The sequence below is a fragment of the Ruegeria sp. YTSC004 genome, from assembly GCF_059609805.1.
In genome coordinates, this window is the sequence record NZ_JBXWMJ010000019.1 from 23,050 (window position 1) to 35,759 (window position 12,710).

At 57.0% G+C, this 12,710-nt stretch carries 9 protein-coding genes and 1 tRNA gene; 3 read left to right on the forward strand and 7 right to left on the reverse strand.

Features of this window, described 5'->3' with window-relative positions:
* Positions 1–28: 28 nt before the first annotated feature.
* The 6 genes from queG to AC2FFP_RS21790 all read right to left on the reverse strand — a co-directional run bounded on the left by queG (position 29) and on the right by AC2FFP_RS21790 (position 9,190).
* Entirely contained in the window at positions 29–1,066 is a 1,038-nt protein-coding gene (queG, locus tag AC2FFP_RS21765) for a tRNA epoxyqueuosine(34) reductase QueG (RefSeq protein WP_496770558.1), read from the reverse strand.
* 80 nt (positions 1,067–1,146) lie between these two features.
* On the reverse strand, positions 1,147–1,812 hold the full coding sequence (gene fzlA, locus AC2FFP_RS21770) for an FtsZ-binding protein FzlA (protein WP_496770554.1): 666 nt from the start codon (positions 1,810–1,812) through the stop codon (positions 1,147–1,149).
* A 58-nt stretch (positions 1,813–1,870) separates the two neighbouring features.
* Positions 1,871–2,605 (reverse strand): monofunctional biosynthetic peptidoglycan transglycosylase, encoded by a 735-nt coding sequence (gene mtgA / locus AC2FFP_RS21775; RefSeq protein WP_496741446.1) that lies wholly within the window; start codon positions 2,603–2,605, stop codon positions 1,871–1,873.
* 161 nt (positions 2,606–2,766) lie between these two features.
* Complete coding sequence (gene gltB, locus AC2FFP_RS21780) at positions 2,767–7,299, reverse strand: glutamate synthase large subunit (RefSeq protein WP_496881499.1); 4,533 nt, start codon at positions 7,297–7,299, stop codon at positions 2,767–2,769.
* The gene (locus AC2FFP_RS21785; protein WP_496727322.1) at positions 7,296–7,730 is read right to left on the reverse strand and encodes a GFA family protein; all 435 of its coding nucleotides are present in this window, start codon (positions 7,728–7,730) and stop codon (positions 7,296–7,298) included. Before AC2FFP_RS21785 ends, gltB begins: the two co-directional genes overlap by 4 nt.
* Before the next feature lie 26 nt (positions 7,731–7,756).
* Complete coding sequence (locus AC2FFP_RS21790) at positions 7,757–9,190, reverse strand: NAD(P)-dependent oxidoreductase (RefSeq protein ID WP_496780960.1); 1,434 nt, start codon at positions 9,188–9,190, stop codon at positions 7,757–7,759.
* A 229-nt stretch (positions 9,191–9,419) separates the two neighbouring features.
* Between AC2FFP_RS21790 and AC2FFP_RS21795 the strand changes: the two genes are divergently transcribed.
* Entirely contained in the window at positions 9,420–10,223 is an 804-nt protein-coding gene (locus AC2FFP_RS21795) for an undecaprenyl-diphosphate phosphatase (protein ID WP_496780961.1), read from the forward strand.
* Here AC2FFP_RS21795 and AC2FFP_RS21800 read toward each other — a convergent pair whose 3' ends face one another.
* Entirely contained in the window at positions 10,224–11,207 is a 984-nt protein-coding gene (locus tag AC2FFP_RS21800; RefSeq protein WP_496780962.1) for a complex I NDUFA9 subunit family protein, read from the reverse strand.
* A 198-nt stretch (positions 11,208–11,405) separates the two neighbouring features.
* Between AC2FFP_RS21800 and AC2FFP_RS21805 the strand changes: the two genes are divergently transcribed.
* Both AC2FFP_RS21805 and AC2FFP_RS21810 read left to right on the forward strand, forming a co-directional pair.
* Positions 11,406–11,492, forward strand: a tRNA-Leu gene (locus AC2FFP_RS21805).
* Between the two features lie 338 nt (positions 11,493–11,830).
* Positions 11,831–12,710, forward strand: an 880-nt coding sequence (locus tag AC2FFP_RS21810) for a CAP domain-containing protein (RefSeq protein WP_496881500.1), incomplete at its 3' end; no start/stop codon positions are given.

Sequence of the window (12,710 nt, forward strand, 5' to 3'; positions counted from 1 at the left end):
ACCGACACGTCCAGCCTGTTTGCGTCACTTACGACAATCGTTTCACCGCCCAACGCGCGGCGTCCGCCACCGTTGGATCAGGATCATTGGCAAGCGACTGCGCGACGGGCATCAGATCTGACCGTTCCGAGTTGCCAATCGCGTACAGAACGTTGCGCACAAACCGATCCCGCCCGATCCTCTTGATCGGCGAGCCCGAGAACTTGGCCCGAAACGCTGCATCATCCAACACAGCAAGCTCGGCCAACGGCGGTGCTTTCAGATCATCACGTGCGGCATACCGCACATCGCTCGCTGCGATGGCGAATTTGTTCCACGGGCACGCGGCCAAACAATCGTCGCATCCATAAATCCGGTTTCCCAGCTTTTGGCGCAGCTCTTCGTCGACCGGCCCTTTATGTTCGATCGTCAGATATGAAATACATCGCCGCGCATCCAACTGATACGGCGCGGGAAACGCATCCGTCGGACAGGCGCTCAAACAAGCTCGACAATTACCGCAATGGTCAGATTCAGCCATGTCTGCAGGCAGGTCCAACGTCGTAAAAACAGAGCCTAAAAAGGCCCAATTTCCCCAGTCGCGGCTTACGAGATTGGTGTGTTTTCCCTGCCAGCCCAGCCCTGCCGCATGGCCCAAAGCCTTCTCCGGAACAGGCGCGGTATCAACAAAGACCTTTACCTCTCCACCCGCTTCCGCAATCAACCAGCGCGCCAGCCGTTTCAGCCGCTTTTTGACCAGATCGTGGTAATCCTTGTTCTGCGCATAAACAGAAATCGCCGCCTTGTCCGGATGCTGCAGAACTTCGGTCGGATCATGGTCAGGCGTATAGCTCTCGGCCAGCATGATGACCGACCGCGCCTCGGGCCACAATGCGGCCGGATCTCCGCGCCAATGGGTCCGCTCGGCCATCCACCCCATCTGCCCGTGATACCCGGCATCCAAAAACGCCTGCAAGCGCGACGGCACTTCGGGCACGTCCCAAGGTCGGCAAACACGGCAAGAGACAAATCCCTCGCTCAACGCCTGCGCCACCAGCTTTTCTTTTAAACCTGATCCGCTCTTCATCTGGCTATAAGTACCCTCGGGGTGAATTGGCCCACACCCCGGCCAAGAGGGGGCAGTCAGCCCGCTACACCCTTACCCTATCAGAAATCCAGATCAGCGTAATGCGGTGGCGGTCGGAACCCAGGAACCTGATCTGCCAATATGGACCGGAACGCAGGCCGCGACTTGATCTTGGCATACCAATCCTTGACCGCCTGAGAACGGTTCCAATCTACATCTGAGATATAATCCAGAGCAGACAAGTGCGCAGCAGCTGCAAAATCGGCCAGAGTCATCTGATCACCTGCCAGCCAGCGCCGGTGATCCAGCAGCCAAGCCATGTAGTCCAAATGATACTTGATAGCCTTTGCACCCGCCTTGACGTTTTTACTGTCGGGATAACCCTCGCCGGTCACCTTCTTGTTCACCCGCTCATACAACAGTCGAGATGTGACTTCGTGATGGAACTTGTCATCGAACCAACCAACCAAACGCCGCACCTCGTACCGCGCTTCAGGTTTTTTTGGCATCAGCGGAGGTTCAGGGCGGGTTTCTTCGATATATTCACAAATGGCCGCGCTTTCCGCCATGACCTGTCCATCCAGTCGCAACACCGGGACTTTGCCGGCTGGGTTGCGGCGCAGAAAATCCGGGTCTTGTTCCCAGTATCGTTCCTCGACCAATTCGACTTCGATTTTCTTTTCCGCAAGCGACAGGCGCACCCTGCGGCAATACGGGGACAGGGGAACATGAAACAGACGCGCCATAATCTTCCAATCGAACCAGTGAATACCCCCCAGCTTTAGCCTTGAGGGGCATAGGGTTTCAATCCTCGAAACAATCCGCGCGACCATCTGCGCGGATGGTGGCCGCCCCATCCCGGATGGATGCCGCACGTCTGCGGGTTCGAACCGACGGATCTGTGACGGATCTGTTGCGGGGGGACGGCAGGATCGCCGCCAATCGGGCCGCCTGAACTGACGACAACTTGGACGCACTCGTCCCATAGTATCGCTGTGCTGCCGCTTCGACCCCGAAGACCCCCTGACCGGTTTCGGCAACGTTCAGATATACTTCTAGGATTCGCTGCTTGCTCCAGAAGATTTCGACGACGGGTGTAATCGACGTTTCAAGCGCTTTGCGCACCCAACTGCGCCCTTGCCACAGGAACACGTTCTTCACGACCTGCTGGGTAATGGTCGAGGCCCCCCGGCTGCCGCCGTCTTCCAGCGCTTCGCGGATTGCCTCAACGTCAAAGCCCCAATGCAGGCAGAAATTCGCGTCCTCGGCGGCCACGGCAGATCTGCCCATAACCGGGGCAATTTCTTCGATCGACACCCACTCGCGCTCGACCTTCCCCAATCTTCGCCATTCCGACCAGATTGTATGAGTCACCGGCGGATTAACCACCGAGTAAAGCAGGACCAAACCCACGACAAAAGCCACAACGCCCAAGGCGATGCGTGTTACCCAACGACGAATCCGCGGAACCAGTGGCCTTTTTGATTTCGACGCCTTGCTTTTCTTTTTGCTCGACTTGCGCGCTGCTGTTCTTGCCATTTTGTTGCTATACGACGCTGTGGCCGGGTTTGGAACGGTTTATCTTGCCTGATCTGAGCGTTGCGCGGGTATGCAATCTTAAGCAAGGCCGGGACGTAAATTGAAAACCCCGCGTGTCCTTGGTGACACGCGGGGTTCTGATTTGGTCTAACAACTTTCGCTTACTCGGCGGGAACAGCAGTTGCCTCGGTCGTCAGAGGATGGCTGAGCTTGTTCAGCATCTCTTTCGGGCAAACCTGCAGGAAGTTGGCCTTTTCGACCTCCCAATGCTGCAGAATGTCGGCGGCCTTACGGCTGTTGGTTTCAGCCTGATGGGTTTCGATCAGCGATTTCAACTGATTTTCCCAATGGTCGACAGTCACCGGGCAGGTCACCAGCGTTTCCATGTTCATCAGCTGCTCGGCCTTGCCTTCGGGGTCGTACAGATAGGCCATACCGCCCGTCATACCTGCGCCAAAGTTGGCACCAATGCCACCCAAGATCACCGCAATACCACCGGTCATGTATTCACAGCCGTTCGAGCCACAGCCCTCGATCACCACAGTGGCGCCCGAATTCCGAACCGCGAACCGCTCACCTGCGCGGCCAGCCGCAAACAGGTGGCCATCAGTTGCGCCGTAAAGAACGGTGTTGCCGATAATGGTGTTTTCGTCTGCTTTCAGCGGGCTGACCTGCGGCGGACGTACAACGATTGTGCCCCCGGACAGGCCCTTGCCGACATAGTCGTTGGCATCACCAGATACCTCAAGCTTCAGACCTGGGGCCGCAAAAGCCCCCAACGACTGACCGGCCGAGCCTTGCAGTTTCACATGCAGGTGGTCGGGCTGGAACGTGTTCCGCATCCCGAAATTCTGCACGATATGGCTGGAGACCCGTGTGCCCACGGTTCGGTGCGTGTTTTGAACAGCATAGGACAGCTGCATTTTCTCACCGTCTTTCAGGAACCGTGCAGCATCGCGCACAATTTCCGCATCAAGCGTATCGGGCACTGCATTGCGATCTCTGTCGCGGTTGTAGACGATGTTATGGGCACCATCGACGGTGATCAGCAGCGGGTTGAGGTCCAGATCATCCAGATGCGCTGAACCGCGACTGACCTGCGCCAGCAGATCTGCCCGCCCGATGATGTCGTCAATCGACCGCGCACCGAGGCTGGCCAGCAGCTCGCGCACTTCCTGTGCATAGAAGGTGATCAGGTTGACGACCTTATCGGCATTACCGGTGAACTTTGCCCGCAGGGATTCGTCCTGCGTACACACACCGACCGGGCAGGTGTTCGACTGGCACTGACGCACCATGATACAGCCCATCGCGATCAGAGCAGCGGTGCCGATACCGTATTCCTCGGCCCCCATCATCGCAGCCATGACGATATCACGACCGGTGCGCAAGCCACCATCGGTTCGCAGGGTCACGCGGTCGCGCAGGTTGTTCATCGCCAAAACCTGATGTGCCTCGGTCAGGCCCATCTCCCACGGCAGACCGGCATATTTGATCGAGGTCGCCGGAGATGCCCCGGTGCCACCATTGTGGCCCGAAATCAGGATCACGTCCGCTTTGGCCTTGGCCACACCGGCGGCAATCGTGCCAACACCCGAAGACGCCACCAGTTTCACGGTAACCTTGCAGCGCGGGTTGATCTGTTTCAGGTCGTAGATCAGCTGCGCCAGATCCTCGATTGAGTAGATATCGTGGTGCGGCGGTGGAGAGATCAGGGTCACACCCTTGGTCGAATGGCGCAGTCGCGCAATCAGGTCGGTAACTTTCATGCCCGGCAGCTGACCGCCTTCACCGGGTTTGGCACCCTGAGCGACCTTAATCTCCAGTTCTTCACACTGATTCAGGTATTCGGCGGTCACACCGAACCTGCCCGAAGCGACCTGTTTGATCTTGGCCGACGGGTTGTCGCCATTGGGCTCCGGCACAAAATGTGCCGGGTCTTCGCCACCCTCGCCGGAGTCGGATTTCGCACCGATCCGGTTCATCGCCACGTTCAGCGTCTTGTGCGCCTCGGGCGATAACGCACCCAGCGACATGCCCGGCGTGACGAACCGCTTGCGGATCGAAGTGATCGACTCGACCTCTTCAATCGGGATTGGCTTGCCCAGCGGTTTAAAGTCCATCAGGTCACGCAGATGGATCGGCGGGTTCGACTGCATTTTGGCCGAGTACTGCTTCCACAGCTCATAGGACGCCCGGTTACAGGCCATCTGCATCATATGCATCGAGGTCGCTTCCCAAGCGTGGGTCTCACCCGATTTCCGTGCTTTGTAGAATCCACCGATGGGCAGCACGTCCAGACCATTGACCCATGCCTTGGCGTGGATCTCCTCGGCCTTCGTCTGAATACCCGTGACGCCGATGCCGGAAATCCGGCTGGTCATTCCAGGGAAGTATTCGGCCACCATCGCACGGCTCAGGCCAACGGCCTCAAAGTTCAGACCGCCGCGATAGGACGAGATTACCGAGATTCCCATCTTGGCCATGATCTTCAACAAGCCCTGATCGATCGCTTCGCGGAAGCGGGCGACATTTTCGGTCAGGCTCCCGTCCAAAAGGCCGCGATCAATACGGTCAGCCAGCGAATCCTCGGCCAGATAGGCGTTCACCACTGTCGCACCACAACCGATCAGAACGGCAAAGTAATGCGGGTCGACACATTCCGCCGAGCGTACGTTCAACGAACAGAACGTCCGCAGGCCCTGACGGGTCAGGTGTGAGTGCACCGCACTTGTGGCAAGGATCATGGGCATCGCCACACGACCTTCGCCCGAATTCATGTCGGACAGAACCAGATGCCCAGCGCCAGATCGGACGGCCTCTTCTGCTTCGGCTCTAACACGGGCTAATGCGTCGCTTAGTGCGCCTTGGCCGGGCTCAAAGCTACAATCGATCTCGGCCAGCGGTGCATCAAAGCTTTCAACCAGCTTGTCCCATTGCGCGTTGCCGACAAAGGGGCTTTCCAGAACCACAATCTCGGTCTGACTGCTGTCCTCATCCAGCACGTTCTTGAGGTTCGCAAACCGCGTTTTCAACGACATCACGCGGTATTCGCGCAAAGAGTCGATCGGCGGGTTGGTCACCTGGCTAAAATTCTGCCTGAAGAAATGGCTGAGCGGGCGGTATTGCTTGGACAGAACCGCCGAGGGCGTATCGTCACCCATCGAGGCCAGCGCCTCTTTGCCGTCCTCCGCCATCGGGGCGAGAATCTGTTCCAATTCTTCTACCGAATACCCCGCTGCAATCTGGCGCTTGCGCAGTTCTTCACCCGAAAAAATCGGGGTTTCGGTCACGCCTGCCAGCGTGGCATCCAGATCGTGAATCTTGCCGACCCATTCGCCAAACGGCAGCGCACGGGCCAGTTTGTTCTTGATCTGTGTATCGCGGAACAGCTTGCCCTTCTTCATATCGACGGCCAGCATCTGACCCGGGCCAAGCGCGCCTTTTTCGGTCACAGTGGCCTCATCAATCGGCACCATCCCGGCCTCGGACCCTGCAATGACCAGACCATCGCCAGTTACGACATAGCGCATCGGGCGCAGCCCGTTCCGGTCCAGTCCCGCACAGACCCAACGGCCATCGGTCATCGCCAGTGCGGCAGGGCCGTCCCACGGCTCCATCACCGAGTTGCAGTAGGAATACATATCGCGCCACGCCTGCGGCAGTTCGACCGCCTGCTTGGACCAGCTTTCCGGCACCAGCATGGTTTTCGCCATTGGGGCAGACCGGCCTGCACGGACAAGAACTTCAAAAACAGAGTCCAGAGCCGCCGAATCCGACGAACCACCTGCGATGATCGGCTTGATATCCTCGGCATAGTCACCAAAAGTGCCACTGGCCATGCGGATCTCATGGCTTTTCATCCAGTTTATGTTGCCCTTCAGCGTGTTGATCTCGCCGTTATGGGCCAGCATGCGGAAAGGCTGTGCCAGCCACCACTGCGGGAACGTATTGGTCGAATAGCGCTGGTGGTAGATGGCAAAGGCACTTTCAAAGCGCTCGTCCATCAAATCGGGGTAGAACACCGCGACCTGCTCGGCCAGCATCATGCCCTTATAGATGATCGACCGGCAGCTGAGCGAGGCCAGATACAGATCAGAAATCCCGGCAGCCAGTGCCGCCTTTTCGATACGGCGACGGATCACATAAAGCTCACGCTCAAACGTGTCTTCATCCACACCTTTTGAGTTCGAGATCAGGATCTGCTCAATCTCAGGCCGGGTGGCGTTGGCTTTTTCTCCCAGGCAGGTCACATCGACCGGCACATGACGCCAACCATAAATGTAATAGCCCATGCGCAGAACTTCGGTTTCAACGATGGTCCGGCACTGTTCCTGTGCGCCAAAGTCGGTGCGTGGCAAAAAGACCTGACCAACCGCAATCAGTTGATCCAGTCGCGGCTCATGTCCGGTGCGGCGGATCTGGTCATAGAAGAACGGAACCGGGATCTGCACGTGAATACCCGCGCCATCACCCGTCTTGCCGTCTGCGTCCACCGCGCCCCGGTGCCAGATTGCCTTAAGTGCGTCGATCCCGGCATCCACCACCTTACGTGACGCTTTGCCGTCAATCGAAACCACAAGACCTACGCCGCATGAAGAATGCTCTTCGTCCTCGGAATAGAGACCATTTTCGGCCATCCATTTGCGCTTGGCTTCTTCGGCCCGCACCCAATCGGCATCATATTTGGTCATTGGCTGTCTCCTTCTTCCGGCAGGGCATACATGGCTTCGACCTCGGCTTTGGTCATCTGCCGGCGTTCTCCTGCGAACGCGTAGCCCTCGGGCTTTTTATCTATGTAAAGTTCAAGTTTCAGCGGGTTGCCGGTGTCGTCAAAAAGACCGGCAGCCATTTGGGTTTGTCCGTGCATCTCGCCCGGCAAAGTGATCCGGTACCACAGTGCCGAACCACAGTCCGAGCAAAATGCCCGTTCGGCCCAATCCGACGAGGTGTAGGTCTTGACCGGTCCCAAGGCGGCATAGCCGGGCTCTGCCGCGAAGGTTACCAGCATCGAACTGGTCCAGCGACGGCATTGATCACAATGGCAGGCTCCCAGCGATTCCCGCGCCGGGGTTGCAGTCACCGTGACCGCGCCGCACATGCATTGACCTTGCAATTCGGGCATCAGACCCTCCTGTCGCTGGGCTAGGGTTATTCGGCTGCGATGGCAGCCTTGGCGTTGAAGCGATCAATAATCGCATCGGCGCAGTCACGACCGTCACGAATGGCCCAGACCACCAGAGACGCACCGCGCACGATGTCACCAATAGCATAGACGCCGTCCATCTCGGTTGCGCCGGTCTCGAACGCTGCCTTGACGGTGCCCCAACGGGTGACGGGCAGGTCGGGCTGGCCGAACAGGGTGGGCAGGTCTTCAGGCTCAAAGCCCAGCGCCTTAATCACCAAATCGGCGTCTTCGACATAATCCGCGCCTTCGATCACTTCAGGTGCCTGACGGCCGGTCGCGTCGGGCTGACCCAGACGCATCTTCTGCACCATCACGCCTGCGACGGTGTCGTCGCCGGTAAAGCCCTTGGGCGCGCTCAGCCATTCGAACACCACGCCTTCTTCTTCGGCGTTTTGGGTTTCGCGCTGCGAACCCGGCATGTTCGCCCGGTCACGACGATAGAGGCATTTGACCGACGTGGCACCTTGCCGGATCGAGGTCCGCACACAATCCATCGCGGTATCACCGCCACCAATAACGACCACCTTCTTGCCTTCGGCATTCAAGCGGCCATTGTCGAAATCTTCGACGTCATCGCCAAAACTTTTGCGGTTCGAGGCGGTCAGGAAATCGATGGCTTTTTCGATTCCAGCCAGACCGCTGCCGGGCATAGACAGATCGCGCGATTTGTACACGCCTGTCGCAATGATTACTGCATCATGCTTGGAGCGTATTTCCTCGAACTTGGCGGCGTCTACATCGCAATTCAGCACGAACTCGACTCCACCATCTGCCAGCAGGTCATTTCGACGCTGAACAATGTCTTTTTCCAGCTTGAACCCCGGAATGCCGTACATCAGCAGACCGCCTGCGCGATCATAACGATCATAGACGGTGACCTGAATGCCCGCCCGACGCAGCATGTCAGCCGCAGCCAGACCGCCGGGGCCGCCACCGATGATGCCGACGCTTTCGCTGCGCTCGGAACCCGGAGCGGTGGGTTTCACCCAGCCTTTGTCCCAGGCGGTGTCGGTGATGTATTTCTCAATCGTGCCAATGGTGACCGTGCCGTGGCCCGATTGCTCGATCACGCAGTTGCCTTCGCACAGGCGGTCCTGCGGGCAGATTCGGCCACAGATCTCGGGGAATGTGTTGGTGGCCTGACTGGTTTGGTAGGCTTCTTCCAGACGACCCGTCGCGGTCAAATGCAGCCAGTCAGGGATGTTGTTGTGCAGTGGGCAATGCGACTGGCAGTATGGAACACCACATTGACTGCATCGGCTGGCTTGCTCCTTGGCCTTCTCTGCTGCGAATTCGGCGTAGATTTCATCAAAATCTTCTCTGCGGTCATCGGCGGCACGCTTTTCGGGCATGACGCGGTCGATCTGCACAAATTTCAGCATCGGTTGCTTGGCCACGGGTCAAACTCCATGAATTGGCTTGGTCACGTCTCTTTAAGAGATGAAAGATTGGATGAAAAGTCAACTGTACTGACCTAAATTCGAAAATCGAGGGGAAATTTAGTGGAGGTTTGAAATTAAATGCGATTTTTAGTTCCGATTCGGACCTATATGCACGCTTTCCTTTTCCACAGAGCACTTATACCCATTGGGCAAACAAAGACGTGACCACAACACGGCGGGGCAGATGGGTCTTTTTCAATTGATTCTCGCGGCGATTATTCAGGGTATCACTGAGTTTTTGCCGATCTCTTCATCTGGTCATTTGATACTGCTACCCAGCCTGACCGGACTGGACGATCAAGGCCTGGCCATCGACGTGGCCGTGCATGTGGGCACTTTGGGCGCTGTGATTCTGTATTTCTGGTCCGATGTGAAACAGGCGGTCTCCGGGCTGCCGCAGGCGTTGACCGGACGGGCCGACACACCACAGGCGCAGCTGGCAATGGGTCTGATTATCGCCACGATTCCCACCGTGATTGTCGGGGCTATCCTGTTCAAAACCGGCCTGATCGAGGCGTTTCGGTCAATGGCGGTCATTGGCTGGACCATGCTGGTTTTTGGCCTCGTTCTGTATTGGGCCGATCAAAAAGGGCCGCAGACCAAAGAAGCAAGCGAATGGGGTCTGCGCGATGCGTTGATCATGGGGCTGTGGCAGGTTCTCGCCCTGATACCCGGAACATCCCGGTCCGGCATTACCATCACCGGCGCGCGCCAATTGGGCTATACGCGAGAGGATGGCGCGCGGATCGCGATGTTGATGTCGATCCCGACCATTCTGGCCTCAGGTGTTCTGCTGTCAGTCGATGTGATCCGCGAAGCTGACGCCCAATTGGCCCGAGACGGGGCAATCGCGGCCTTCTTTGCGTTTATCTCAGCTCTGCTGGCTCTGACCCTGATGATGCGCCTGCTGCGCAGTGTCAGCTTTACACCTTATGTCATCTACCGCGTGATGCTGGGCGCAATCCTGCTTTTGATCGCCTACAGCTGATCAGGTCCGCAAATTGTTGGCCGAGTTCTGGATGTCGTCGTACTGACCCGAAGGGCGGAACTTCCACAGGTAATCCGGCAGCACGGATTCCAGCGTCGCTGGCTCGATCCCAAGATCCGCGAACCCTTTGGCCTCGTCGGACACGACATTGTCGCGGCGGAGGTTCTTCAGCTGATCGCGCGTCAGGATGTGGTTCGGGAACAGTTGGAAGCTGACGAACTTCAAGATGTCCAACACGCCCGCCATGATCCGGGCCACAAAGAAGGGCATTCCGATGATCACTCGGCGTCGGTAGATCACATCAAGCATCTGCTGCATCAACGCGCGGAAGGTTTTCACCTCGGGTCCGCCCAGCTCATACGCACCGGCTTCAGCTTGGCCCAGGACGCCCTGAACAGCGGCCTTGGCCACATCATCCACATAGACCGGCTGGAATTTGGTTTCGGCTCCGACTAGCGGCAGGAAAGGTCCCATCCGGGTCATCCCGGCAAAACGATTAAAGAACTGATCTTCGGTTCCGAAAATCACAGACGGCCGCAGAATAATTGCATCTGGCATATGGGTCAGCACACCGGCCTCACCATGCGCCTTGGTTCGCGAATATTCGCTGTCGGACTCAGCGTCCGCTCCGATGGCCGAGATATGAACCATTTGGGAAATGCCCTGATCGGCCGCCAAACGCGCGATCCGCTCGGCCCCATCGGCCTGCACGGCGTCAAAGGCGTTCTTGCCCAGCTCGTTCAGAACGCCGACGCAATTCACCACCGCGTCTGCCCCGTGCATTGCAGCAGCGACCGAGGCATCATCACGGATGTTGCACAAAATGGGTTCAACCTGACCAACCACGCCATAGGGCCTGACAAACATCGCCTCATTCGGGCGCCGCACCGCCACCCGGACACGCCACCCTTCATTTGCCATGCGCCGCGTAATATACCGGCCGACAAATCCCGATCCGCCGTAAATCGTGACCATTTTCGACATGAGAGGGCTCCTGCTTGTGGGTCCTCTATCGATCTAGCGCTCTGAGGCTTGTCAAACAAGGCGCAATAACGCCGCGCGTCAGTGAAAAGACCAACCAATTCAAACTGAATTTGGATGTGCGAAAAAAACTTTCAAAAATCTTCCCGAATCTGGTTGACCCTTCCAGCCAGTGGGCTTAAACGCCCCTCCACGACACCTGCCCAGGTGGCGGAATTGGTAGACGCGCTAGCTTCAGGTGCTAGTGTCCGTATGGACGTGGAGGTTCGAGTCCTCTCCTGGGCACCAAATCCCCTACATTCGGTAGAAAAGCAGGCCACGGCATGCTGCTTTACTTACTCGAGTTTACTTGCGCTTGGTCGTTGTTAGCGCATTCCTTGAACCTTTGAGAATCCTCTGCGAAACTGTGGCACGTCGCGGAATATCATTGCCAAACTGGTACATAGGTTTTCTTGCGGTTTTCCGCCTAACTGCAAAGGAAATGTAGCAGAGACCCGCTGTTTTTCTCCTACATTTCCATACAGATTATTAGTGCCACAGTTCTGCCGCTATCCCAACCGACAATACAAAAAACGCGAAACACTTTAGGTAAGTCGATGTCACAGGCAGACTCTCTAGAACGAGATATGTTGGATCTGATTAACGCGGAGAGAGCTAAAGTTGGCGCGCCGCCGCTTGTTCTGGAACTTAATCTCAACGAAGCGTCCGAAGATCACAGTAGGTGGATGATTGCGACGGACATTTTTTCTCATACCGGTGTGAACAACTCGAATCCGGGAGCACGCATGGATGACGCCGGGTTCAATTTTAGCGGAAGTTACAGCTGGGCAGAAAACATAGCAGGAAGGTCCGTCCGAGCTCCTGACGGTTTCGATGACGAGGTTATCGGGCTTCACAATCAACTGATGAACAGCGATGGACACAGGGCCAACCTGCTGAACCCCGATTTTGACTACGTTGGAATCGGTATCGAGATTGGAGAGTATCAAGGGCGCACTTGGGCATTTGTAACCCAGAATTTTGCCCGAACCGGAGGATCAGTCGATTTGGACACCGGTGCCGATGCCCCAGCCTCCGGAGGCAGCGGCGAGACACCCTCTCCTTCAAACCAACCATCTGCCGCACCACACGTCCTCCCACGCAATCTCGCCGATGGCACTGAAGCACTAGAATATATTGCGTCTTACTCCGACTTAATTTCGGCATTCGGAACTAACGCCGACGCGGGTTTGCGGCACTACGCGGATCATGGGTATTTTGAACAACGCAAAGTCACTTTTGACGGGTTGGAATACATTGCGTCGTATTCTGATCTCATCCAAGCATTCGGAGCAAATAGTGACGCTGGTACGCGCCACTTTATCTCCCACGGTAACACCGAAGGAAGAAAACAGACGTTTGACGGCTTGGAATACATCGCTTCACATAATGATCTCATCCAAGCATTCGGAGCAAATAGTGACGCTGGTACGCGCCACTTTATCTCCCACGGTAACACCGAAGGAA